This window comes from Rhodococcus sp. JS3073 (genome assembly GCF_026810085.1).
In the GTDB taxonomy this organism is placed as follows: domain Bacteria; phylum Actinomycetota; class Actinomycetes; order Mycobacteriales; family Mycobacteriaceae; genus Rhodococcus_F; species Rhodococcus_F wratislaviensis.
In genome coordinates this window covers 518,554-543,537 of sequence record NZ_CP113952.1, presented here as the reverse complement: position 1 = coordinate 543,537, position 24,984 = coordinate 518,554, and the positions used below count along the sequence as shown (strand labels likewise).

General features: G+C 64.8%; 21 protein-coding genes and 1 pseudogene. 8 read left to right on the top strand and 14 right to left on the bottom strand.

What is annotated here, in order from left to right:
- The first annotated feature begins 21 nt into the window (after positions 1-21).
- Both OYT95_RS40415 and OYT95_RS40410 read left to right on the top strand, forming a co-directional pair.
- The gene (locus tag OYT95_RS40415; protein ID WP_268793134.1) at positions 22-360 is read left to right on the top strand and encodes a hypothetical protein; all 339 of its coding nucleotides are present in this window, start codon (positions 22-24) and stop codon (positions 358-360) included.
- Positions 361-522: 162 nt separating this feature from the next.
- Positions 523-1,206, top strand: a complete 684-nt coding sequence (locus tag OYT95_RS40410; protein WP_268793133.1) for a GntR family transcriptional regulator — start codon at positions 523-525, stop codon at positions 1,204-1,206.
- A gap of 61 nt (positions 1,207-1,267) precedes the next feature.
- On the opposite strand, the gene OYT95_RS40405 is transcribed toward OYT95_RS40410, so the two are convergent.
- Together OYT95_RS40405 and OYT95_RS40400 are read right to left on the bottom strand one after the other, a co-directional pair.
- Positions 1,268-2,740: an amino acid permease gene (locus tag OYT95_RS40405; protein WP_442972602.1), complete on the bottom strand. Its 1,473-nt coding sequence runs from the start codon at positions 2,738-2,740 to the stop codon at positions 1,268-1,270.
- A gap of 365 nt (positions 2,741-3,105) precedes the next feature.
- Positions 3,106-4,008, bottom strand: a complete 903-nt coding sequence (locus tag OYT95_RS40400; RefSeq protein ID WP_268793132.1) for an EamA family transporter — start codon at positions 4,006-4,008, stop codon at positions 3,106-3,108.
- 82 nt (positions 4,009-4,090) lie between these two features.
- On the opposite strand from OYT95_RS40400, the gene OYT95_RS40395 reads away from it, so the two are divergent.
- The 3 genes from OYT95_RS40395 to OYT95_RS40385 all read left to right on the top strand — a co-directional run bounded on the left by OYT95_RS40395 (position 4,091) and on the right by OYT95_RS40385 (position 10,051).
- Positions 4,091-5,491, top strand: coding sequence for an aminotransferase class III-fold pyridoxal phosphate-dependent enzyme (locus OYT95_RS40395; protein ID WP_268793131.1), 1,401 nt, complete (start codon positions 4,091-4,093; stop codon positions 5,489-5,491).
- Between the two features lie 157 nt (positions 5,492-5,648).
- The gene (locus tag OYT95_RS40390) at positions 5,649-8,564 is read left to right on the top strand and encodes an FAD-binding and (Fe-S)-binding domain-containing protein (protein ID WP_268793130.1); all 2,916 of its coding nucleotides are present in this window, start codon (positions 5,649-5,651) and stop codon (positions 8,562-8,564) included.
- A complete protein-coding gene (locus OYT95_RS40385) occupies positions 8,561-10,051 on the top strand; it encodes an NAD-dependent succinate-semialdehyde dehydrogenase (RefSeq protein ID WP_268793129.1) in 1,491 nt (496 codons plus the stop codon). The genes OYT95_RS40390 and OYT95_RS40385 overlap by 4 nt, the downstream gene beginning before the upstream one ends.
- An 85-nt stretch (positions 10,052-10,136) precedes the next feature.
- Here the strand turns inward: OYT95_RS40385 and OYT95_RS40380 are convergent, their stop codons facing one another.
- The 8 genes from OYT95_RS40380 to solA form a co-directional block, all read right to left on the bottom strand.
- Positions 10,137-10,814 carry a GntR family transcriptional regulator gene (locus OYT95_RS40380; RefSeq protein ID WP_268793128.1) on the bottom strand — a complete coding sequence of 226 codons (678 nt, stop codon included), beginning with the start codon at positions 10,812-10,814 and terminating at the stop codon, positions 10,137-10,139.
- 192 nt (positions 10,815-11,006) lie between these two features.
- Positions 11,007-12,056, bottom strand: a complete 1,050-nt coding sequence (locus OYT95_RS40375; protein ID WP_268793127.1) for a D-2-hydroxyacid dehydrogenase — start codon at positions 12,054-12,056, stop codon at positions 11,007-11,009.
- 164 nt (positions 12,057-12,220) lie between these two features.
- The gene (locus OYT95_RS40370; RefSeq protein WP_268793126.1) at positions 12,221-12,892 is read right to left on the bottom strand and encodes an HAD family hydrolase; all 672 of its coding nucleotides are present in this window, start codon (positions 12,890-12,892) and stop codon (positions 12,221-12,223) included.
- Positions 12,893-12,943: 51 nt separating this feature from the next.
- Entirely contained in the window at positions 12,944-14,047 is a 1,104-nt protein-coding gene (locus OYT95_RS40365; protein ID WP_268793280.1) for an ABC transporter ATP-binding protein, read from the bottom strand.
- Positions 14,044-14,838: an ABC transporter permease gene (locus tag OYT95_RS40360; RefSeq protein WP_268793125.1), complete on the bottom strand. Its 795-nt coding sequence runs from the start codon at positions 14,836-14,838 to the stop codon at positions 14,044-14,046. The genes OYT95_RS40365 and OYT95_RS40360 overlap by 4 nt, the downstream gene beginning before the upstream one ends.
- Positions 14,838-15,599 (bottom strand): ABC transporter permease, encoded by a 762-nt coding sequence (locus OYT95_RS40355; protein ID WP_268793124.1) that lies wholly within the window; start codon positions 15,597-15,599, stop codon positions 14,838-14,840. The genes OYT95_RS40360 and OYT95_RS40355 overlap by 1 nt, the downstream gene beginning before the upstream one ends.
- Positions 15,600-15,727: 128 nt before the next feature.
- Positions 15,728-16,756: an ABC transporter substrate-binding protein gene (locus tag OYT95_RS40350; RefSeq protein WP_268793123.1), complete on the bottom strand. Its 1,029-nt coding sequence runs from the start codon at positions 16,754-16,756 to the stop codon at positions 15,728-15,730.
- Between the two features lie 150 nt (positions 16,757-16,906).
- The gene (solA, locus tag OYT95_RS40345; protein ID WP_268793122.1) at positions 16,907-18,106 is read right to left on the bottom strand and encodes an N-methyl-L-tryptophan oxidase; all 1,200 of its coding nucleotides are present in this window, start codon (positions 18,104-18,106) and stop codon (positions 16,907-16,909) included.
- 459 nt (positions 18,107-18,565) lie between these two features.
- On the opposite strand from solA, the gene OYT95_RS40340 reads away from it, so the two are divergent.
- Positions 18,566-19,204, top strand: coding sequence for a GntR family transcriptional regulator (locus OYT95_RS40340; protein WP_268793121.1), 639 nt, complete (start codon positions 18,566-18,568; stop codon positions 19,202-19,204).
- A 423-nt stretch (positions 19,205-19,627) separates the two neighbouring features.
- Positions 19,628-19,855, top strand: a pseudogene (locus OYT95_RS44900) (CoA ester lyase); the annotation flags it as partial.
- A gap of 118 nt (positions 19,856-19,973) precedes the next feature.
- Here OYT95_RS44900 and OYT95_RS40335 read toward each other — a convergent pair.
- Both OYT95_RS40335 and OYT95_RS40330 read right to left on the bottom strand, forming a co-directional pair.
- The gene (locus tag OYT95_RS40335; protein WP_268793120.1) at positions 19,974-20,267 is read right to left on the bottom strand and encodes an EamA family transporter; all 294 of its coding nucleotides are present in this window, start codon (positions 20,265-20,267) and stop codon (positions 19,974-19,976) included.
- A gap of 86 nt (positions 20,268-20,353) precedes the next feature.
- On the bottom strand, positions 20,354-20,761 hold the full coding sequence (locus OYT95_RS40330; protein ID WP_268793119.1) for an EamA family transporter: 408 nt from the start codon (positions 20,759-20,761) through the stop codon (positions 20,354-20,356).
- Between the two features lie 33 nt (positions 20,762-20,794).
- Between OYT95_RS40330 and OYT95_RS40325 the strand changes: the two genes are divergently transcribed.
- Complete coding sequence (locus OYT95_RS40325) at positions 20,795-21,439, top strand: LysR substrate-binding domain-containing protein (protein ID WP_268793118.1); 645 nt, start codon at positions 20,795-20,797, stop codon at positions 21,437-21,439.
- A 113-nt stretch (positions 21,440-21,552) separates the two neighbouring features.
- Here the strand turns inward: OYT95_RS40325 and OYT95_RS40320 are convergent, their stop codons facing one another.
- Positions 21,553-22,827: an aspartate aminotransferase family protein gene (locus OYT95_RS40320; protein ID WP_268793117.1), complete on the bottom strand. Its 1,275-nt coding sequence runs from the start codon at positions 22,825-22,827 to the stop codon at positions 21,553-21,555.
- Between the two features lie 56 nt (positions 22,828-22,883).
- A complete protein-coding gene (locus OYT95_RS40315) occupies positions 22,884-24,155 on the bottom strand; it encodes a Glu/Leu/Phe/Val family dehydrogenase (RefSeq protein ID WP_328286590.1) in 1,272 nt (423 codons plus the stop codon).
- Positions 24,156-24,984: the final 829 nt, after the last annotated feature.

Here is a 24,984-nt window from a genome sequence, read left to right as displayed (position 1 = left end):
CGGACCCCGCAGGACAACGAGATGCAACCCGCCATGCCCATCGACCGCCACCGTGCCTGCACCGGCGACCCGGACAACGGCGTCACCCGTGCACAACTCGACGCCTATCGTGTCCGGCGCCGCCAACGGCTGCACCTCTTGCGGCAACGTCCGGACGAGACCACACCACGGCTGGGTGCCGAGCTGATCCAGTTCGCCTGCCGCTGGACCCCGTACGGCCGAGCACCGGACGACGAGGTCTTCGAGAAGTTCGGAATGACACCGGAACGGTTCGCCGGGCAGTTGCTCGAGGCCCTGAAAACCGAGGAGTGCGCACCGGACGTCGCCGCGACACTCCGCGCAACCTACCCTCCCTCCTGACCCGCAGACGGGGCGACCCGGGCACGCCGTACCCGAGTGACAGCTCTGCACTGTGCCCGCACCTCACCCGAGGTGCGGGCACAGTGATGCGTAAGCGCTCCGCTCGGGCCGGCTCTGCTAGTTTCGCTGTGGAAACAGCAATTTGCGAGCAGGGCGGACACTATGGGTGACATATCGGCGTTAACCTCCGCCCCGCTGCCCAAGCAATCGATGCCGGCCATGCTGGCGGAGCGTCTCCGCGCGGCGATCGCCGAAGGACGTCTGCGGCCCGGACAGCAGCTGTTCGAACAAGACCTGGCCGCCGAATTTGACGTCAGCCGCGGGCCGCTACGCGAAGCCGTCCAACGCCTCACCCAAGAAGAACTCCTCGTCAACATCCGCAATCGGGGGCTGTTCGTCACCACCCTGAGCGCGGGGGACATAGACGACATCTGCCGGACGCGCGCGGCGATCGAGCGAGCCGCCGGACTCGAAATCATCCGATCGAACACACATGCAGCCGCCGGAGACTCGTTGGACGCCATCGTGGACCGGATGGCCGAAGCAATCGCCCGGCACGACGACGCTGAGGTCGCCGAGATCGACATCGAATTCCACGAGCAGCTCGTAGCACTCGCCCACAGCCCCCGTTTGTCGCGGGCGCACCGGACCTTGGTGGTCGAAACCCGCATGTGCCTGTCGATCCTCGAAGGCACCGAATACGCAACCCGAGATCGGATCACCGATCATCACACCCTCGCCGACGCCATCAGGCGCGCCGATGGGTCGACATTCAGCCGCCTGATCACCCTGCACATGGAGACCGCCGCCCTCCAGATCCGGTCGGCGATGTTTCCGGTCGACTGACCCGTGCCGGTGGGCGCAGTGCGCGACCACCGGCACCGTGGCCGGAACCGTCCAGGAAGTCCTACTTGCGGGCGCGGCGGCGGTGCGCGTGCTGGGTGATCGAGTAGGCCACCAGGAGCACCGCGAGGCTGATCAGGCTCAGCCACAGCTGGGTCCGTGTGCTCTCGATCAGGCTCATCGAGAAGATGATGACACCGATCCCGACCACGGTGACAATCCCGAGCCACGGATGGAGCCACATCTTCAGGCCCAGTGCGGCTTTCTCGTCGTCGGTCATACGAGAGCGCAGGCTCAGCTGGGACAGGGCGATGATGACGTAGACGAACAGGGCCACCGCGCCCGCGGAGTTCATGATGAACGAGAACACCCGATCGGGTGAGACATAGTTCATCGCGACTGCCACATACCCGACGACCGTGCTCAGCAGAATTGCCTTCCAGGGAACGCCACGTGAGTTGCAATCCTTGGCCCAGCTCGGTGCCCATCCACGATTCGCGAGTGCGAAGAGCATCCGAGATGCGGTGTAGAGGCCGGAGTTGAGGACGGACAACGCTGCGGTGAGCACGACAACATTCATTATCTGCTCGGCCGCGGGAAGACCGATCCTGTCGAAGGCTGCCGCGAACGGGCTGGAGTTGCTGGGGATCTCGGCCCACGGGGTGATCATCAGCAACAGAGCCACGGAACCGACGTAGAAGAGCAGGATCCGCCACAGCACGGTATTGGTGGCCTTGGCTACCGCTCTGGCGGGGTGTTTCGACTCGGCGGCCGCCATCGTCACGATCTCGGCACCGAAGTAGGAGAAGATCACCACCACGACACCCTGCAGGATCGAGAACCCACCGTTGACGATGAAGCCGTGTTGGCCAATGTTGGCGACCGACAGCTGCGATCCCGGCCAGAGACCGAGGACGAAAAGCGCACCGACGGAGAGAAAGACGATGATGGTGGCGACCTTGATCGAGGCCAACCAGAACTCGGTCTCTCCGAACGAGCGCGCCGACAGCAAGTTGGTGGCCGTCAGGATGAACATGAGCACCAGCGCGAATACCCAGTCCGGTGCGTGGAACCATCCGCCAAGAAGTTTGCCGCCGACGACGGCCTCGAAGGCGACCACACCAACCCAGAAATACCAGTACAACCACCCGACAACGAAGCCGGCACGTTCACCGAGCGCCTCTCGCGCGTACTCCATGAACGAACCGAGAGTGGGTTTGGCGGTGGCCATTTCACCGAGCATGCGCATGACGAAGATGACGAGCACCCCACCGAGGGCATAGGACAGCACGGCCGCCGGTCCGGCAGTGTGAATGACCGATCCGCTACCGACGAACAGGCTGGCTCCGATAATGCCGCCGAGGGCGATCATCGTCAGGTGCCGTTGCCGTAGCCCGCCCTTGTGGAGGGTACGGCCGCCCGGCCGGCCCGCTGTGGTGTCCTGAGGGTTCTTCTCACCGTCGTCGCGGGCGGACCTCCCCGGCGGCGCCCCATCCCCCGCGGGTGGACTGACACCTGAATTGCGGCTGAACGCCATCGAACCTCCAAGCTACGTTTGGATATTGTCAACAATCAGGCACCGCAGCAACGAGGCGGGGACGTCACACCGTGACGAAGACCTCAACTCGACTCCCCGTAGCCACTCATTACAAAATCATCTGCGGCTCAGCAGTACTGATCGAATCTGGCACCAACCCGGCAAAGCGGGTGGGCCATGCACTCTGCCATGACCCATTCGATACGCCAGATTCTCTGATTGTTGACAATCCTGCCATATGCCAGAGAGGATGTGGCCATGAATCCCGGCCACGATTCGGCGCCACCGACGATTTCGGGCAGAACGGGACCGCCACCCGACACGATCACTCCCCTCGTTCCGCCCGGCGGTGGCGGGAGGTATTGCTACCGATGCGCCGGTTCCGGCATTGCCGGAATGCTCGCGACCTTCTTCGGCGTGTAGGCCGTAACGGGTATACATGCGATGAGCAGCACAATCCCGAGCCACTGCACCAGGGACTGCCCTTCCCTCAGGAACAGCACCGCCAACATGATGGCACCGACTGGTTCGAGCAGGCTGATGGTGACCGCGACAGCGGCACCGAGGACCGCGACCCCCGCCGCGAACAGCCAGTACGCAAGACCCGCGGTCACCACACCGACGTACGCGATCACCAACACGTCCTCGGCGCCGAGGGCGCCGCTGCGCCACAGCACGGGCCCGCCGATCGGCACCATCACGATCGCGGCGATCAGGAACATCGATGTCAGCACAGCGGGGTTCGACCACCGGGCCCCCACCGACTCGATCGCCAGCGCCTGGGCGCTGAAGAAGACGGCCGCCAAGACCGACCAACCGATGCCCGCGGGCGACACCGTGGCACCGAGAGCCGAGCCGAGAACCAGCAGGACCAAACCGACAGACGCCAGGCCGGTCCCCACCATCCAGGTGGCGGAGGGCCGGGACGAGGTGATCCACGACCATGCCCCGGTAATCGCAGGCGCCAAACCGATCCCGATCACCGTGCTGACCGCGACGCCTGATTCGGCGACCGCCGCGAAGTACGCGAACTGGAAGCCGGCGAGCCCGGCACCGCCCACGAGCAGCGACCGAAAATACTCCCGCACCTGCGCTCGCGCGGCGACGGCCCCTCGGGCGACGACGCCGAGGGTAAGCGCGGCGGCCAGCGACCGCGCGAATGCGGTCTCGGCGCCGCCGAGGGTGGACCAGGCGCTCACGACCGGTCCGAGTGTTCCCCACAGCAGTGCCCCGGAGGCGGCCGAAACAGTCGCGGCTCCCCGGGTCACCCCGAGACTCGATTCATAGATGACATCACGGACATACTGTTATACAGTATGACATTGATCGCAAGTAGGTGAGGAGAACCCGATGAACGACGCCACGCAGAGACGGAATCGGCGCTACCAGTCGGGTGTCCGCGATCACCTGTTGCTGCATTTCGGTCAACACGCCAGGCTGCGGGACGGTGAGGAAATCCTGATCACCGACCGCGCCGAGGGCATCTACGTCTTCGACACCACCGGACGGCGGTACATCGACGGTCTCTCCTGCCTGTTCTGCGCGCAGCTCGGATATTCCTACGGCGCCGAATTCTCTGCCGTCGCAACCAAACAGCTCACAACACTGCCGTTCAACACGACATGGAACACCGCGCATCCCGCCGCAATCGAACTTGCCGAAAAGCTGGCCGAGCTCGCCCCGACGGAAATCAACCGGGCGTTCTTCACCTCCGGTGGCTCGGAATCGGTGGAGTCGGCGTGGAAGATCGCCCGCCAGTACCACCTCGCCAACGGTGAACCGGGTCGCACGAAGGCGATCGCTCGTCGCACCGCCTACCACGGTCTGTCACTGGGGGCGCTGTCCTTCAACGGAATTCCTGCGTTGAAGGAGCCGTTCGGGCCCCCGGCCGTGGAGGTGCATCACGCGCCGAACACCAACCGCTTCCGCGCCGACGACGGCTCCGACGTCGACGCTTTCACCGCCCGGATTCTGGCCGAGACCGAGGCCGTGATCATCGCAGCGGATCCGCAGACGGTCGGCATGCTCATCGCCGAGCCGATCCAGAATGCCGGTGGGTGTTTCACCGCGCCGCGCGGGTATTGGGCCGGACTGCGGGCCCTCGCCGACAAGTACGGGTTCTTGCTGGTGGCCGATGAGGTCATCTCCGGATTCGGCCGGCTCGGCGAATTCTTCGCGGTCTCCACCCTGGGCGCGGTGCCGGACATGATCACCATCGCGAAGGGGCTGACATCCTCGTACGCTGCTATGGGGGCGGTGCTGGTTTCCGACCGTGTCGCCGAACCGTTCTTCCGGCCGGGGCAGACGTTGCTGCACGGCATCACCTTCGCCGGGCATCCCGTGTCCGCGGCGATCGCTCTGCACAACATCGAGATATTCGAACGCGACAACGTCCTTGCCCACGTGCGCGAACTGTCACCATATCTGGCGGCGCAGATGGAATCGCTACGCTCTCTGCCGATCGTGGGCGACGTCCGCGGTGACGGGTTCTTCTACGCCGCCGAACTGGTCGGCTCCGAAGACGACGGGAAGGTCGACTCGGTTCGACGCGAGTTCCTGGTGCGAGAGTACCTGCCACGACGCATGCGGGAGGCGGGCCTAATCGCGCGCGCCGACGACCGTGGCGAGCCGCTGATGCAGATCGCGCCGCCGCTGATATCGACCCGATCCGAACTCGACGAGATCGTCGACGCCCTACGCGAGGTGCTCACCGACGCCGGCGAACAGGTCGAGTTGAGCGGCATGCACTGACCACCTGACCAGGGCAGAAGATGCGGGAACCGACCCGCGTGCCTCCACGCGGACCGCATCTTCTGCCCTCCCTCCCCCTGACCCCACCCATGGCTGCTCATCGGGCAGCCGAACCAGCACCGCGAACGCGAACCCGCCCGCCAGAATCGAGGACACCGTGACAGTCGAAGCCGCGGACATTGCCATCACCGACCTGCTGCAGTCCTGCTCCGTCGAGATCGACACCACGACCCGGCGGCTGGCTGAATACAGCTACGACGCATCGAATTACCGGCTCATCCCCGCCGGTGTCGCATTTCCCCGGTCCGCGACCGAGGTCAGCGAAGTTGTGGCGGTGTGCCAGCAGGCCGGACTGGCCGTGATCGCGCGCGGCGGCGGCACCTCGATGGCGGGCAACGCCATCGGCGGCGGTCTGGTGCTCGACTTCTCCCGATACATGGACCAGGTGGTCTCGATCGACCCGCACACCCGGACAGCCGTGGTCGAACCCGGCATCATCCTGTCCGAACTCTCGCAGGCGGTCGAAGCCCACACCGGCGGGACGTTGACCTTCGCACCGGACCCGTCGAGCAAGACCCGCGCCACCGTCGGCGGCTCGGTGGCCAACGACGCCTGCGGCAATCACTCGGTCCGATACGGACGCACCGCCGATCACGTAGTGTCCCTCGACCTGGTTCTCGCCGACGGCACCCGGCTGACCGCCACCCGGTCCGGGATCGACGCCACCGACCCCGACGACACCCACGCCGCCGACCGCGCCGAGCAGATCACCGCACAGCTGAAAGAACTCACCCGCGACTACCTGTCGCAGTTCCGGCTCGAACTCGGGCAGATCCCCCGGCAGGTCTCCGGCTTCCACCTCTCACACCTGCTGCCCGAGAACGGGTTCGACGTCGCCCGCGCTCTGGTCGGCAGCGAAGGCGCCTGCGCGATCGTCGTCGGTGCCACCGTCGGGTTGGTCGACGTCCCCGCGTCGGCGCTGTTGCTGATCCTCGGCTACGACGACGTCGTCGACGCCGCCCGCGACATCGAAACCATCCTGCGCTACTCCCCCGCCGCCGTCGAAGGCATCGACGAGCAGATCGTGGAGACGATGCGGGCCCGCCGCGGCGCCGACTCGGTCGCCGACCTCCCCGCCGGTCACGCCTGGCTGTATGTCGACCTCGACGGCGACGACATCGACACCGTCTCCGCCCAGGCGCAACAACTGCTCACCGAACTGCGGGAGAACGGGCGGGTCCTCGACGGCCGCGAGGTCCGCGACCCGGGCGCCCGCAAGAAACTCTGGCGCGTCCGCGAAGACGGCGCCGGCCTGTCGTCCCGGCTCGACAACCCCGACGGCTCGAGCGTCACCTCCTGGCCCGGCTGGGAGGACTCGGCCGTCGCACCGGAGCACCTCGCCGACTACCTCGCCGATTTCCGGCTGCTGCTCACCGAATTCGACCTGATCGGGGTGATGTACGGGCACTTCGGCGCCGGCTGCATGCACATCCGGATCACCTTCGATCAACGCACCGAACGAGGCCGGGACGTGATGGCCCGGTTCCTGCGCGCCGCCGCCCGCCTGGTCGTCAAGCACGGCGGAACCCTCTCCGGTGAGCACGGCGACGGCCGGGCCCGCTCCGAGCTGCTCCCGGAGATGTACTCCCCCGCGATCATGGCCTCGTTTGCGCGGTTCAAAGAGATCTTCGACCCCGGCGGCATGCTCAATCCCGGCATCATCGTCAACCCGCCTCCGGTCACCGACGACCTCGCCCTCGCCGGTGTCCCCGCCCTGCCGTGGCGGACCAGCTTCACCCTCCACGAGACCGGAAACGGGGACGGAACCGGTGGTTTCGCCGACGCCGTGCAGCGGTGTATCGGTGTGGGACGCTGCCGCTCGCACTCCGGTGGGGTGATGTGTCCGAGCTACCGGGCGACCGGGGACGAGAAGGACTCCACCCGCGGCCGCTCCCGGGTGCTGCAGGACATGGTCCGCGGCGCCCGCACCGTGGACGAGGGCTGGGCGTCGGAGGACGTGCGCGAGGCACTGGATCTCTGCCTGTCGTGCAAGGCGTGCTCGACGGACTGCCCTACCGGGGTGGACATGGCCACCTACAAGTCGGAATTCTTCGACCACTACTACTCCGGCCGGATCCGCCCCATGGCGCACTACTCGCTCGGTTGGCTACCCCGGTGGCTGAAACTGACCTCGCGGATGGCGCCGGTGGTCAACGCCGCCCTCGGCACCCCGCTCAAGTCACTAGCCCTGGGAATGGGTGGGCTGACCACCGAACGCGCGCTGCCGCCGTTCGCATCCCGCCGCCAGCTGACGAAAATGCTCGGCGAGACCCGGCCCGCCGACAGTGACGTGGTGCTCTTCGTCGATTCGTTCACCCAAGGGTTCCGGCCCGAGGTGGCCGCGGCAGCCCGCCGCGTCATCGACGCCGCCGACCACACCACCGAGGTGCGCACCGACCTGTGCTGCGGGCTGACCTGGATCTCGACCGGACAACTCACACAAGCCCAGAAACGGATGGCACGCACCGCCGCCGCCCTCGACGACGGCACCGACCGGCCGATCGTGGTCACCGAACCCAGCTGCGCGGCGGCGCTGCGCAAGGACCTACCCGAACTCGTGAACACCGACGCCGCCCGCCGGGTGGCTTCACGTGTGCGCAGCTTCGCCGAACAGGTCACTGTGCAGGCATCCGAAGGCTGGGTGCCGCGGCATCGCGTTCCCGGCGAGGTGACCGTGCAGACCCATTGCCACGAGTACGCGGTCTTCGGTGCCGAAACCCAACGCCGCGCCCTCAACGCCGTCGGTGTTACCACCGTGCGCGAGGCCACCGGATGCTGCGGTGTGGCAGGCAATTTCGGTTTCGAACGCAACCACTACGAGACCAGTATGGCCGTCGCCGAACAGGCTTTGGCCCCCGCCCTGCGCACCTTCCCGCAGACCACGGTGCTCACCGACGGATTCAGCTGCCACATGCAGGTCCGGCAGCTAACCGACAACCACACCCCCGGCGCATCCGTCCATCTCGCACAGATCCTCGACCCCCACACCCAGCAAGGAGACACCACACCATGACGACCGCCACCGCGTTCGCCCCCACCACCGGGACCCAGTCCGTACCCACCGGACTACTCATCGACGGAACCTGGCGCGACGCCGCCGACGGCAGAACCTTCGAGGTCGAAAACCCCGCCACCGGCGAGGTCCTCTCCGTGATCGCCGACGGCGGACCCGCCGACGCCGATGCCGCCCTCGCTGCCGCCGTGGCCGCACAGCAGTCGTGGGCCCGCACCGCTCCCCGCACCCGAAGCGAAATCCTGCGCCGCGCCTACGACCTGGTCATGGCACGGCAGGACTGGCTCGCCGAGATCATGACCTCCGAGATGGGCAAGCCGCTCGCTGAGGCCAAGGGTGAGGTCGCCTACGCCGCCGAATTCCTGCGCTGGTTCTCCGAGGAAGCCGTCCGCATCGGAGGTGACCACACCACCACCGGCGACGGCACCAACCGGATCATCGTCACCCGCGAACCGGTCGGCCCCTGCGTGCTCATCACCCCATGGAACTTCCCGCTGGCCATGGGCACCCGCAAGATCGCCCCCGCGGTCGCCGCCGGCTGCACGATGGTCCTCAAGCCCGCCGCGCAGACGCCGCTGACCTCGCTCGCGCTCGCGGCGATCATGCAGGAGGCCGGCCTTCCGGACGGTGTCCTCAACGTCGTCAACACCACCAACGCCGGCGCAGTCGTCGAGCCGTGGATGTCGAGCGGCAAGGCCCGCAAGATCAGCTTCACCGGCTCCACCGCGGTCGGCAAGCTCCTGCTCAAGCAGGCCGCTGACGCGGTGATGCGGTCCTCGATGGAGCTCGGTGGCAACGCCCCGTTCATCGTCTGCGCCGACGCCGACATCGACACCGCCGTCGACGGTGCCATCACAGCCAAGATGCGCAACATGGGTGAGGCCTGCACCGCGGCGAACCGCCTGTACGTGCACCGCAGCATCGCGGACGACTTCTCCGAGCGCCTGGCCGCCCGGATGGCGGACATGCAGGTCGGCAACGGCCTGGACGAGGGTGTCCAGGTCGGGCCTCTGATCGACGCTGCCGGGCGCGACAAGGTCCAGCGCCTGGTCGATGACGCACTCAGCCGCGGCGCCAACGCGCTGACCGGCGGCACCGTCCCCGCTGGCGCCGGCTACTTCTACCCGCCGACCGTGCTCACCGATGTCTCCACCGACTCGGACCTGATGACCACCGAGATCTTCGGCCCGGTCGCCCCGGTGGTCCCCTTCGACGACGAGGACGAGGTGATCCGGATCGCCAACGACACCGACTGGGGCCTGGTCGGTTACGTGTTCTCCCAGGACATCGACCGCGCCTTCGACCTGAGCGAACGCCTCGAAGTCGGCATGGTCGGCGTCAACACCGGCATCGTGTCCAACCCCGCAGCCCCATTCGGTGGCGTCAAGCAGTCCGGCCTCGGCCGCGAAGGCGGCAAGCTCGGCATCGACGAATTCCTCGAGTACAAGTACCTGGCGGTGCCTCGCCGTCGCGGAGCCAGCGCGTAGCACCATCCCGCCCCTGCCGCCGCCCGAACCAGTATGGTCCGGGCGGCGGCAGGGGGTGTTGTTTGCCACCGCCGGGCGGCCGTGGCTATTTGCGGATGCGATTGGTCAGGATCTCGCGCACTCGTGCCGCATTCCTCTCGATGTGGGCCTTGACTTCCTTCGCGGCACGTTGCGGGTCGCCAGATTCGATGGCGGACAAGACAGCGGCGTGGGAGGCAATGACGACCTCAGGGCGGTCGTACTCGCGATCCTCCATAGAGAGAACAACAAGGTAGTAATTGAGCTCCCGAGTCAGTTCCCGATAGAAGTCGTCGATTCGGGAGCTCTTCAGCAGCGCGACAATGGCGCAATGAAATTCAAGGTCGACCTTGACAATCTGGTTCACATCGTGCGTGCCGGTGGCGTCGCGGAGCTTTTCGTATGCCGCTCGCAGCGTCTCGAGCTCAGTTTCGTCGGGAACCGCGGACACGGCGGCTACCTCGAGTGCTCCCCGGGCCGCATACAGCGCATCGAGAGCCTCGATCGTCGGGGCGATGACCACCGCTCCCTTGTTGGTTTCGTAGCGTACGAGACCACGCAGCTCGAGCTGCCGCACAGCCTCGCGGATCGTGTTGCGGGCGACTCCGAGCTCCGTTGCGATCGCGCTTTCCCGCAGTCGGCTTCCAGGACTGATCTGGCCCGATTGAATTCGCTCAGCGAGCCCATCGGCTACCTGCTGCGCCGCGGTGACGCGATGAATGACCAACCCCTCCAGCGCGGACATGCCGCTATACTACCGTGAACTGCAGTACAGTTGACACTTGTTGTTTGTACTGAAGTTCTTGGCGCCCAACTAGGTGAGATATCGCGCCGAGCGTGGGCGAATTCGCAGTTCCAACAGTCCCCATATCCTTCCCTTCGTGAAATTGGTCGCCGTGTCACGCCGACCCCATCGTGCGGTCCGGGCAGCGGTTGGTCAATAGAATTCGTCGGTGTTGACGATGTTGCGCATCGGGGCATCATCGAGGAGACGGGAGGCGTTGTCTGCGAACAGCTCTGCAATCAACCCATCCTCCTCGGTGGTGCTCGAGGCGCTATGGGGACTGATGATTACATTGGGTAGCTCCCACAACCGACTCGATATGGGCAGTGGCTCGCAGGAGAACACGTCGAGTGCGGCGAAGCCGACCTGGCCTCTGCAGAGTGCGTTAATCAGTTCATCTTCGTCCACGGTCGTACCTCGCCCGACGTTGACGAAGGTCGCTCCCGCCTTCAGTACCGAGAACATCTGCCGGTCGAACAACTGGAAGGTCGATGCGGTGGCAGGCAACGCCATGATCACCGAATCCGCGGTCGGGAGCACCGTCGCGAGTCCGGACACGGGAACGACTCGCCTGAGTCCGGGCGAAACGATGGGGCGGCGATGGACGCCGATGACGTCTGCTCCGAGCGCGTCGAGCTTTGCGGCAACCGCGCGGCCGATGGCGCCGAGCCCGATAACCACCGCACGCTGCCGGCTTACGCGTCCCATCGCCCACGGAAGCGCCCATTCGTGCCGCCGTTGCAGGGCCTGAAGTCTGTCGAGATTTTTAGCCCCGGCAAGGACTCCGAGGACTGCAAACTCTGCCAACGGATCCGCATGTACACCGGCTGAGGTCGTGAACGCCACGCGCTGAAGTGAGTTGTCGTCGAGTTCGGCCGCCTTGACCTGTTCGCCTCCCCCAGCCCGGGTCGTGTGTACCCATCGTAGGCGGGGGTTTGCATCCACCGTTCGCCGCAGCCCCGCAGGCGACTCGTCGGGCAGTCCGTAGAGCGCGTCTGCCGAATCGACGAGGTCGAGGAAGCGCGCCTGTTGTTGCGCGGACCGTGCGAACGTCGGATCACCACGGTGGTCTCCCGGAAACCGTGGGGGCCGCAACAGTGACTGATCGCAGATCACCTGAACGCGCGGCTCGATCTGTTCGATCCGTGCGCAATGCTTTTCACCGAGATAGGAGGCGATTACGACGCGAAGTCGACCGGACATCGAGTGTGAATCCTTCTCTTGAGGTATCGGCGACAACGCGGAGCGGCGGCTGCGTTCCACAATCGAATGGTGTGGGGCTGCTGCGGGGTCCGTCTCGCGGCACGCTGCGCTGCGTGCCGCAAGCGGATTCCTCGGCCACAGTTGCGGAATTCTCTGGTGCGGGATTACACCCCGAGGAGGCCCGGCAGGCCGGACAAGTCGGGCAGCTCGTCATAGGGCTGGTAGAAGTCGCTCCCCTTCCGGTTGTAGCGGTTGATCCACACCCGCCGGATGTCGTACTTCTTGGCCGGCATGATGTCGTACTCCCAGCCCTGCGCCGCGTGAGTGATCTGGTCACGACTCTGCGGCAGAACCTCGAACAGTTTCTCCCATGCCTGCGGACGCGGTTTGTAGGCGCCGGCCTGCTCGGCGGTCACGACGTAGTCGAACTCGACGCCGATGGTGTCGAGGTGGTACGGAATCAGATCGTTGTCGCTGTTGGTGAGGATCGCGATTTCATATCCTCCAGCCTTGAGCGCCCGCAGCGCTGGTGGTACATCGGGGAATACGGGGAACTTCTTCGCTTCCTCCATCAATCGTTCGTAGTCGGAGTCCTCGTAGGGCACCCCGTGCAGCAGCATGCAAGTCTCGAGCGTCTGACGGACGATATCGGCGTAACGCTGGTAAGGGTTGGCCACACCCTGGAAACGCATGACTCGCAGATTGTCCAAGAACTCGTCGTGGTCGACGCCGACCATGTCGAGCCGGTCACGAACGATGTCGAGTGTCGGCCGGTTGAGATCGAAATCGACGAGTGTTCGATAGCAGTCGAAGCTGACGACAGGTTTGACGGGCATGGTGCTGTGTTCTCCTTCGGTGTGATGAACTGGTCGATCAGGTCAGTCGGTTCATGTGGACTGGGTGTCGGGAACGAGGACGGAATCACCTGGGCACCAAGAAACAACGGCGCCGGCACCGACCGCAAGACCGGAGATGTCGTGCTCGGGATTGACACGGGCGCAGATAATGAGCCCTGTCGAAGTCCGGATCAGGCATTGACGTGCGACGCCGAGGTAGGTCCATTCGAGGACGGTTCCCTCGAGGCAATTTTCGCTCTCATGGGTGGGCGCCGGGCGGTTGGTGGATGCGGCGACCGTGAAGCGCTCGGGGCGCACGACGAGGGCTGCGGGGGCGTGCTCGCCGACTGGGGCCATCGCCGGCCCGATATGAAACTTCTGTCCGTCGTGTATGAGGAAACCGCTGTTGAAGTTGCCGCGAATGATGGTGGATTCGCCGACGAAGTCGGCGACGAAGACCGATCGTGGTCGTTGGTAGAGGTCTTCCGGTGTTCCGAGTTGTTCTATGCGTCCCTCATTGTAGATCGCGATACGGTCACTCAATGCCAGTGCTTCCTCCTGATCGTGGGTGACATATACGACCGTCGCCCCGAGCTCCCGGCAAATTCGAGATATCTCGACTTGCAGGTGGGCGCGGAGTTTCTTGTCCAGGGCACCGAGCGGTTCGTCCATCAGGAGCAGCCGCGGCTTGAACACGAAGGCGCGTGCCAGGGCGACGCGTTGCTGCTGGCCGCCGGAGAGTTGAGCGGGCTTCCTCGACGCCATCTCGGTGAGTTTGACCATGGCCAGGGCATCGTCGACGAGACTGCGCACCTGCATCTTCGGCATCTTCCGCACCTGAAGGGGATACGCGACGTTCTCGGCGATCGTCATGTGCGGGAACAGCGCGTACTGCTGAAAGACCATGCCGAGTCCACGTTTGTGGGGAGGCACCCCGGAGAGCTCACGGCCGTCGAGCTCGATCGAGCCCGCGTCGGGCTGCAGAAAACCTGCAACGAGGTTGAGCGTCGTCGTCTTCCCCGAACCGGAGGGTCCCAACATGGTGAAGAACTCACCGGGCGCGACATCGATGGAAACCGAGTCGACCCCGCGCGCTCCTCCATACGACTTGCGGACATCTGTGATGCGCAAGGCGCCACCCAATTTTTCGCTCACGACTTCAATGCCTTCCTGCGGGTAGATGCAATCCACGCCGCGACGAGGATCAGGGTGATAGTCAGGGCCATGACCAGCGTGGCAGCCGCCGCCAATGCCGGTGTCAATTCGGTCTGGATCTGCTCCCACATCCGCACGGGCAACGTCTTGACAGTCGGTCCGGAGAGGAAGATCGACAAGATCAACTCGTCCCAACTCATGGTGAAGGCGAACAGGGCACCCGTGAGCACGCCGGGGGCGATCAGGGGAAGGGTCACCCGCCGCAGTGTGTAGAGGCGCCCTCCGCCGAGGCTGGCCGAAGCGAGCTCGAGGGATTCGTCTGATCCCTGCAGACTTGTCGACACTGACAGGTACACCAGAGGGTAGGCGAGCACCGTGTGCGCGAGCACCAGCCCGCCGACCGATCCGAGTAGACGCCAGTCACTGAAAACGAAGAACATTCCAACGGCCAGGACGACGAGAGGCATGATCATGGGGCTGAGTACGAGAATCTGAAGGGGGCCGGTCAGGCGGAGGCGTCCCCGGACCATGGCTAAAGCTGTCGCGATGCCGAGCACCAGGGACAGGATCGTGGTCAAGATTGCAATTTTGAGGCTTTGGATGATGGCGGTTGTCCACGTCGATTCGGTGAATACGAAGCGATACCAGCGGAGGCTGAATCCCTGTGGTGGGAAGGAAAGAATGTCCCCGGGCGAGAAGGACATCGGCACTACCACCAGCGTCGGGAGAACCAGAAGCGCTCCGATGACAATGCCGAACGCCTTCAGTGGGATCGAGGGTGTGAGCTGCATCAGCGTCCTCCGGTGACGAAGTTCTTGAATCCGACGAGCCGCGCTCCGACCACTAGCGCAGCCAGAGTCACGACGAGCAGCACGATGCCGATGGCTGCGCCGCTGCCGTAGCTCAACTTTTGCTCGACTTCGTTGACGATGAACTCCGAGAGCATTGCGTTCGAGGGTGATCCGAGCAGGGCAGGTGTGACGTAGTAACCGAGTGCCATCACGAACACCATGAGGCTGCCGGAGACGATCCCCGGCATCGTCAGCGGCAGGAAGATGGTCCTGAACGCCGTCCTCGTGGTCGCTCCGAGTGTTTGCGCCGCCGGCACCAGATTTACCGGGATTCGCACCATCGACGCGAAGATCGGAAACACCATAAATGGCAGGAGTGCGTGAGTCATGCCGATGACGACACCGATTGTATTGCCCACCAGTTCGAGTGGTTCATCGATCAACCCAACCCGTAGCAGGACGGTGTTGATGATACCGGTCCGCTGCAGCCAGATCGTCCACGCGTAGGTCCGCACGAGCAGGCTGGTGAAGAAGGGCAAGATCACCAGCACGGTGAGCACGCCGCGAACTGCCGTCCTCGACATATACATCAGGTACGCGTACGGGTACGCGATAAGCAGTGCGGCGACAGTGACGATGGCCGCGGTCAGAAAGGTCACCCCGAGCGAACGCAAGTAGACCGGGTCAGTGAAGAAACTGAGATAGTTCTCCGGCCCCGGATCAGTCACGGAAATCGCAGCCGTGCGCAGCAACGGCCACATGAACACCAAGGCGAGGAAGAGCAGAGGGGGCCAAATCAAGATAGCTGTCCAATGCCGCTGCCGCCGCGTGGGTTTGATGGACTTCGGACTACTCGTTGGGGGAGTTTCGGGGACGTCTGTCACGGTAGTCATGCCGCCCTCACCCAGCTCTGCCATCGCGAATCGACTTCGTCCCGGTTCTGGTTGAGCCAGATGTTATCGAATGCGATTGACAAATCCATGTAGCTTGTTGGCAGATGATCACGCATGGCGGGTTCGACAAGGCTAAGGGACTCCCGGTTTGTCGGACCGTACGGGATGTACTGGCTGAGCTTCGCGTTGTTCTCAGGGGCGAGAATGTAGCGCGCCAGGTCCATGGCGTAGTCGACGTTGGCGCCTCGGGGAACAACGAGGGCGTCTGCCTGCGGGAATTGCTGGTTCCATTGGATAGCGATGGGCGCACCCTGTTTCTGCAGGTTGTACACACGTCCGTTCCAGATTTGAGTCATCGACACCTCACCGTCCGAGATGAGCTGCGCCGATTGCGCACCCGATGTCCAGAAGACTGTGTGGTCTTTGATGGTGTCGAGTTTGGCGAAGGCTCGCTTGTAGTCGAGGGGGTAAAGGTCGTGCGGGTCCACGCCGTCGGCGATCAGGGCGATTTCCATGACAGCGCCAGCCGAGAAATTGCGCAGTCCCCGACGACCTGGGAAACGGTCGAGGTCGAAGAAGTCCGCCCAGCCCTGCGGGGTCTTACCTCCGAGTAAATCGGTTCGGTAGGCAAGGACATTGGAAAAGACGGCATGTCCCACGCGGGATTCTCCGACGTACTCGGGGTGGAGTTGGCCGAGGGGAAGGTCACGTCCGGCGAAATCGACCAGGTAGTCCCGATCCACGCCGTACCCGAAGTCACCGGTTGCGGTCATCAGGTCCCACATAACATTTTCCGAGGAAACCATCGCCTGGAGTCGGGCGTAACTCTTGGGCACATCTTCGACGACGTTCAGGTCCGGCCGTGACCGACTGAACGGGGTGATCCATGAGTCTCGTTGCGCTGCTTGATATTCACCCCCATCGGAGACGAAGACCAGCGCGTTGGTTCGCTGCTTCCCCAGAAGGGAGCCACATCCGCTGGTGAGCGATATTCCTGCGCCGGAAACTGCGGTAAGTCCGACCATCTTCAGAAGGTCCCGTCGGTTCACTAAAGCCCCCCTACCGAGGGCACCGCCGGTCGTCTTCGGTTGCGGCCGGGCCGGCAGTGCGGCCGGGTAAGTAGCGCAATCATGGTGCTCCATCCATGGGGTCGGTCATAGGCCAGTGTGCTGCAGTCAGAAGGGGGCTCGACCGTCCTCGAGGAAGTCGAGGTCGACCGTGGGGGTCGACCCCAGCAACCGATCGACGGCCGCTTCTCCGATCGCCGGGCATTCCTTGAAGCCGTGTCCGGAGAATCCCGCGAGCACCAGCACGCCCGGCATGTCGGGGTGCTCACCAATCCATTCGCGCCGCGTCGGCGTATACCCCTCGAGGTAGGTTTCCGTTCTCATCGGGTGGGGATCCAGTCCGGGAAGATAGCGCTGCACCACCTCTTGAAAGGGTGCGAGTTCATCCGGTTGCACGGTGCGTTCGACCTGATCGGGGTCATCTGCACGCATGTGATGCGCGAATCCGAGTCCAATCTTGACCGCGTTTCCGTCCACCGTGGGCACACCGTAGGCATACGTCGACAAGGGTCGAATAAACGGCGGTAACCCGGCGAGGTACTCGGCGTCGCGCGCAAAAAACCAGGCCGAGATCAGTCGCCGCGGCATGATGAGGTCCCGGAAGCGCGGCAGCAGTTTCGGAGTCCAGACGCCGACCGCGACGATCGCCTGATCGTAGATATCCGTTCCCGCATCGGTTCGAATGTGCACCCGATCCGAGGACTGCGAGACTTCCAGGACCTGTCGATTGCGGCAAATGCGCGCCCCGAGACGCTCAGCGACTCCTGCCGCGGTCGCTACGCTCAGTTCTGGACGGATGAAGCCTCCGCGCGCATCCCAGATCGCGATGTCCCCCGGATCGGGACGAAACTGCGGAATTCTCCGCACCAAAGTCCGCTCGTTCCAGATCATGTGAGGAGTGCCGGTAGCCGCCGCATTCTGCACCGCACGCTGCATCTCCGGGTCCTCCGGTGCACCGGTCAAAAGCACCCCGGTGATGGTGCGCAGCTCACGCCGGGACTCCTTCTGCAGTTCGTCCCAGAGTTCGTCAGCCCTCGCCACCACCGGGCTGTAACGCGCATCTTCGAGCTCAACCGTCCGAAACAGCCGACTGTCACCTCCCGCACCTGCACGAGCATGCCCGGGCGCGTATGTCTCGTAACCAGTTACGTCTATGCCTCGTCTACTCAGCTGCCACAGACACTGCGCACCCATGGTGCCCAGTCCGATGACTGCAACCTTTGGGCTCTTCACTAATTCTCCCGTCGTCGAGATGGCGTAGGGACACGCACAAGCATTGGCTGATGCGCCGAAGACGAGCGTCGCCATTCGGTGGAACGACGGCTTCGGAGTCCCTCCACAAAAAAAATGGCCGGACCAGGAACACCTTCTGTGATCGACGCCACACGACCGTATCAGCATGTACAACTGTTGTACAGTTTTTGATATTGCAGTTCGGTTACCCACGCTTCGTCAGAGTTACGGTCTGCTCACCACCGACTGACGCCTTCGACCTCCAGCGAGCGCGCTGCGGCGTACCACCGTCAGAACTGGCTTTCCATCTCCGCCTTCGTTATCCGAGCCGGGTCGACGCCAATAGCCCGTTCTAAAGCGGGACGCCCCAGCATGACGCGATGCACTCTGCACCTGAGCCCAATTGCCTATCGCATTGCACAGTAGGAGCACGAGGAACACCTGCAGGCGCCCGCGCACCGCGAAGTCAGCCATCGTTGGGTCGGGATGACGGTATATCAGCTATGCTGAATGCCCATAACGATGGAGGACGGCATGAGTCCGGCACTGCAAACCACGACCACCCGCGATGCGCTGGTGGCGGAGATTCGTGCCCAGATCCTCGGCGGCGCCCTCAAGCCCGGCACACCATTGACCGAAACCGGGCTGGCGGCCATGTTCGATGTGGCGCGCCCGACGGTGCGTTCGGCATTGCAGGTGCTGACCAGCCGCCACCTGGCTCAGCAGTCCCAGGGGCGGTCGCTGGTGGTTCCGGTACTCGATCACGAGGATGTGCGTGATCTGTATTTCGTGCGAGTTCCGCTCGAACTCGAGGGTGTCCGGGTCGTCGTCGAGAACGGCATCGCTCTCGACGAGGCCGAACAGTATCTCGAGAAGATGGAGCAGATGCCGGATGACGCCAGTTGGGCGGATCGGGTCGAAGTGCACACAGCCTTCCACGTCGCCATCGTCGATGCCGTAGGTAGCCAGCGGCTCAGCCGAATCTATTCGACGCTGCAGGACGAGATGCAGTTGTGCTTGGCCCAGATTCAGCAGTCTTACCCGAACCCGCAGGATCTCGCGCGAGAGCACCGAAAGTTGCTCGACGAGATTCAATCCGCCGATCTCGACCGCGCGCAGAGTGAGATGCGCAGACATCTCGCGCGCGCGGTGGAGAACTACGAGACCACCTGATCCCCACTCCGCCTCGGGGTTTGCGAATGCCGAGGCGGCAGATTGTGTTCCGCCGGCCTATCACCGACCCGGAGACCTGTGTGTCGACCGAGGGCTTCACCGTCCGCCAATAGCGGCCCGCATCGTGCATCTCCTCGTCGACGCCTGGCGCAGTCACCGTGCCTGACTGGCCGTGTCTGTGCGCTGGCCCATCTCCGCTCGAAGGCACCGAACATGACATCATCCCCGCTGCCCCCATCCGGCAGGCGCATCCGTAGCCAGGTCCTGGCTGCTCGTGCCTGCTGCCACCTCAGCGGCAGTTGCCGCGGCCGAGACGAGCGCCGCCGCCATCGTCGTCCTCGACCTCGGGGACGGGGTGCGTGAATCGGACAAGGACACCGCGCGCGCGATCGCGCGAGCCCGACTGCAGGCCAGCGCGCCTGGGTGCGGGTCAACGATGCTACGACCGAGCACTGGAACCGCGACCTCGAGGCGCTGCCCGGCGTGGACACGCTGGCGGGAGTGATGCTGACCACGGCCGAGAGTGCGGAGCAGGTTGCGGCGACCACAGCCAGGCTCGGTGAACGGATTCCGATCGTTGCGATGACCGAGAGCGCGGCAGGCCTCAAGGACGCTCGGGCGATCGCGCACTCGCCGGCGACACTGCGGTCGGCCTTCGGATCCGGGGACTTCCGCCGAGACACCGGCGCCGGCGACGACGGCCGTTGTCCCCAAAAACTATTCAAGGACAACGGCCTTCACCGCATTAACCATTCCATCGGAACCGTGGTCACCACGCGAGCCCGCGGTGGGACGGATACCATCCACACCGCGGCCACGACACGGCACATCCGAGGCACTGGATCAGGGTGGGCCGTACCTGCAGGAACATCATGCCGGCTACCACCGCGAGCACCGGCTGAATCAGCAGCAACGTCGCCCCCACCTCCGCGGGAAACTTCGGCAGACCGAAGCCGATCAGCATCCATTCGATCACCTGACCGCTCAATGCCAGCGCCACCAGCCACCCCATCGCGTCCCAGCCGGGAGTGAGATCCACTCCGCCCCAGATGGACCCGACCACACTGCCCGACACACCGGCCGAACAGCGGTCACCAGCACATGCGTCGCCGGCCGCCCGGCCCCGCCCGCTCGACCGGTCAAGAAGATCTACCCGGCGTACGCGACGCCCGAGGTCAGCGCCAACACCGCCCCGGCGACCGCGTCACCGCTGCCCCCGACGCCTCCGAAAATCCTGCTGACCAAGGCGATTCCCACGAAGAGAAACGGCACCGCGATCACTATCCGCACCGGCACCCACGCCCGGAAGACGACCCACGCCAGCGCTGACACGATCACCACCTGAGTATTGACCACCACCGTCCAGATACCCGCCCCGATCAGGGTGATCGACTGCGACCACAACGAGAAGTCGATCGCCAGCAGCACGCCGCCGACGATCTGAATCCACATCGCCCGGGCGGGGATCCCGCCGTGCCGCCGCCACTCCCGCGCCGCACTGCTGGTGCAGTGCAGCTCACGCAATCCGGGCGGTTGCTCGCCCAGCGTTGCCAGCACATCATTTCCCTTCTGGCACTAGCGAAATCCGAGTTGGCCTCGCTCGACAGTGATGTGGCCGGCGAGCTCCGAATCGGATCCTTCTCCTCGGCCAGCCGGGTCGTCGTGCCACGGGCGATCGCCCGGATGAGGAAGCTCCATCCCGGCCTGGAGGTCAGTTTCGTCGCCGGCGACACCGACGACCTGCTGCCTGCCGTGGTGGGTCGCGAGCTCGATCTCGCGGTGGTCGACAGCTGGGTGACAATGCCGCTGCACCTGCCCGAGGACACCGCCGACGTCGCACTGCCAGCGGACCACCGCCTGGCCGCAGCCGCGCAGATCGAGCTCGACGAGGTCGCGGACATGCCGTGGACGACCTGGCGCAAGGGTGAGTCCTTCCATACGTGGCTGGTGCAGACCCTGCGGATGCGCGGTGTCGAGCCGCTGATCCGGTACGAGATACCGGAATTCGCCGCCCAACTCAAGTTCGTCGCGCACGGGCTCGCCGCCGCCCTGATCCCGCGGCTGGCCCGGATCTGGGTACCTGACGACGTAGCGATAGTCGCGGTGCACCCGGTTCTGCGACGCGAGATCTTCGCGTTGCGGCGTAAGGACAACGACCGGCCGACGGTCCGAACGGGAATCGACGCCTCGAGCGAGGTTTTCGCGGCAATCTCCGCATCCGGCGGCCCCACCTGATGTCCGCTGTTGCCACACGACCGGCAGCACGCAAACACCCCGCCGAGGGACGAACAGCCTCGACGGGGCCCTGCATCAGGCCGCGCAGACGTCGGACCGAAACCTCTGCCGGATCAGGAAGCGCCGACCGCCACGGCACCGATCACGGCCGCCACAGCGGCCTCGAAACGCTCCACACCGAGCGTGATCTCGTCCTCGGTCACCACCAGGGCGGGGATCAGGCGGACGACGTTACCGGCAGGCCCGCAGGTCAGTGTCAGCAACTGCTGCCGAGTCGTCTCCTGCTGCACGGCTGCCGCGGTGTCAACGTCCGGCGTACCGTCCGCCGCGGTGAACTCGATGCCCTGCATCAGGCCGAGTCCGCGGACGTCCCCAATGATCGGGAACCGTTCCTGCACGGACCTTAGGCCGGCCTGGAGCTGTTCACCCCGGACACGCGCGTTCTCGACAAGACCTTCCTCCTCGACGACCTGCAACGTCGCGACACCGGCCGCGGCGGCAACGGCGTTGCCGCCATAGGTGCCGCCCTGCGATCCCGGCCAGGCCTTGGACATCGTCGCCGTCGACGCTGCGATCGCCGAGATCGGGAAGCCGGAGGCGATGCCCTTGGCCGTGATGAGGATGTCCGGGGTTGCGGTGGAGTGCTGGTGACCCCAGAACTTGCCGGTGCGCCCGACACCCGCCTGGACCTCGTCGAAGATCAGCTTGATGCCGAACTGGTCGGCGCGCTCACGCAGGCCTTCCATGAACGCCGGCGGCGTCGGCAGGTACCCGCCGTCACCAAGTGCTGGCTCGATCAGGAAGGCCGCGGTGTCGTTGGGTGCGGTACGGGTCTTGAACAGGTAGTCCAGCTCACGCAGCGCGAACTCGACGGCCGCTGCCTCGTCGAGGCCATACCGATAGGCGTAGGGAAAGGGAGCCATGTGCACGCCGGACATCAACGGGGAGAACCCCGCCGAGAACTTCGTTCCCGCGGTGGTCAGGGAGGCCGCGGCGACGGTGCGGCCGTGGAAGCCGCCCTGGAAGACCACGATGTTCGGTCGTCCGGTAGCCATGCGGGCCAGGCGGATCGCGGCCTCGACGGCCTCGGACCCGGAGTTGGCGTAGAAGACGGAGTCGAGTCCTGCGGGCAGCACCTCGCCAAGCTTGTCGGTCAGCGCGAGCAGGGGCTTGTGCATGACGGTGGTGTACTGGGCGTGGATGATCTTGCCGACCTGCTCACGGGCGGCTTCCACCACCTTGGGGTGGCAGTGCCCGGTGCTGGTCACACCGATGCCGGTGGTGAAGTCGAGGTAGTCGACGCCGTCGGTGCCGTAAATCCAGCTGCCGAGAGCGTGGTCGACGACCACCGGGGTGGCCTGCTTAAGTGCGGGGCTGAGGTTCGCCATGGGTACTCCTTCGGTTCTGTCGTTCGGGTTGCTCGGGTATACGTCTGCGCGGGCGGTTAGGGGTACAGGCCCCGGGTGAGGTGGGCGTCGGCCACCCGCTCGACAGCGGTCACGGTGGCGGCCTCACGCAACGACAGTTCCCGGCGAATGGAGGTCTCCAGGACACAGCGCCAGCCTTGGATCATTCGGGTCTCGAGGCGCTCGTCGACCTCGTTGGCGGTCCACCAGTAGGCCTGATTCCCCTGTACCCACTCGAAGTAGGAGACGATGACACCGCCTGCGTTGGCGAGGATGTCGGGGACGACGAGGACGCTATTTGCGGCCAGGATCTTGTCCGCCGCAGCGGTGGTCGGCCCGTTTGCGCCTTCCACGACGATCAGTGCCCGGATGTTTGCCGCATTGTCGGCGTTGATGACACCTTCGACGGCCGCGGGCACCAGGAGGTCGACCTCGAGTCCGAGGAGTGCCGCTGCGTCGATCGGCTCGGAGTCGCCGAATCCGCGTACCGTCCCCGTTGCGGCGACATGGGCCTGCAGCGCGGGAATGTCAAGGCCGTTGCTGTTGTGGATCGATCCGTACTGGTCACCGACCGCAACAACTTTGACGCCAGCCTCGGCGAGGAATTGGGCGCTGCCGGCCCCAACCTTACCGAAGCCCTGCACGGCAGCGGTTGCGAATGACGGAGTGAGCCCGCGGTATTCGAGCGCGGCGAGTGCGACGTGGACGACGCCCTTCGAGGTGGCCGACGAACGGCCCAGTGAACCACCGAGGCTGACTGGCTTACCAGTGACCACGGACGGGACGGTGTAACCCACGTTCGCCGAGAAAGTGTCCATCATCCACGCCATCGTCTGTTCGTCCGTCCCGATGTCCGGCGCCGGAATGTCCTTCTCCGGACCTATGATCGGCAAGATCTCGCTGGTGTAGCGGCGGGTGACCCGGCTGAGTTCCCCCGTCGAGTACTGCGTCGGGTCGATCGTGATGCCGCCTTTGGCGCCGCCATACGGGACGTCGAGCAACGCGCACTTCCACGTCATCCACATCGCCAGCGCACGAACTTCGTCGAGGGACACGTGAGGGCTGAATCGCAAGCCACCCTTGGCCGGTCCTCTAGAGAAATTGTGCTGAACCCGGTATCCGGACAGCACCTCGACGTCACCGTTGTCTCGGCGCAGCGGGATGCTCACCGACATCTCACGCCGAGGCTTGGCAAGAAGTTGATGCATTCCGGAGCCGTAGCCGAGTTTCTCGACTGCGCCCGCCAGCTGCGCCAACGCGTCGTCGAGCGGACCCGCGTCGGTCAAAATGACGTCAGTTGTCGTGGTCAAGGCCGTCGCCTTTCAAGCTTGGGGCGGAGAACCGCGTATCGATGAACCATGCGTTCCATCACACCATCAGTGTATGACTGTTATACACAGTGCAAGATCAACGTCTGATTGTCAACAATCAGAATCTGTTGCCGAGTGGGATCACTTCGCGATCATCCGGCTGTGGCTGTTACCGCAGATCGCGTCCGATCGCCGCCCGGCGGCATCTCACCACGGTCTTTTCGGGCCCCACCAGCACGAAACCGTGAGAAAGCACTCCGATAGCACCTGCGGACCGAAAAGTGGTTTGAACAGTGGCTTCGCCGGGAGACGCTGCAGGAACTGCATTGCTTCATCCAGCCTCGGCAGACCGACAGAGACATACAAGCGCCCCGTTAGCCGGAGGTGTGCAGACCCCCGACACGGACACCGCGTGATTACCGGCCCGTCAGTTCGTGGGAGCTACCAAGGCCCGCACTGTTGCTCGCCATAGGTGAACACCCTGAGCGGCCCGTCCGTCCGTTCATCCGCCACGTCGCGCGCCTCCATCGCACGCCGCCGGATTCCACGCCACCGCGCGCACCGCCGCGTCGAGAGCAGTGGAGCCGTCCGCCGAAGCTGAGGTTGTGGAAACTATCGACGTCGATACTCGACCTGCCGTTGCGTCGGCCCCCGCGCCCGCTGCGACAGCCCGCGTTTCCTCGACGCAAGCCGACGCAACGGTCGCCGCCACACCGGCCGCAGTCGACATCGTCGGCCCCGGCGATTCGCCCTGGGATTAGCCGACGATCATGGCCGCACGGAAGACCACCCGGCGACGCTCCAGTCCCAGACGAGCCAGCGCCGCGCC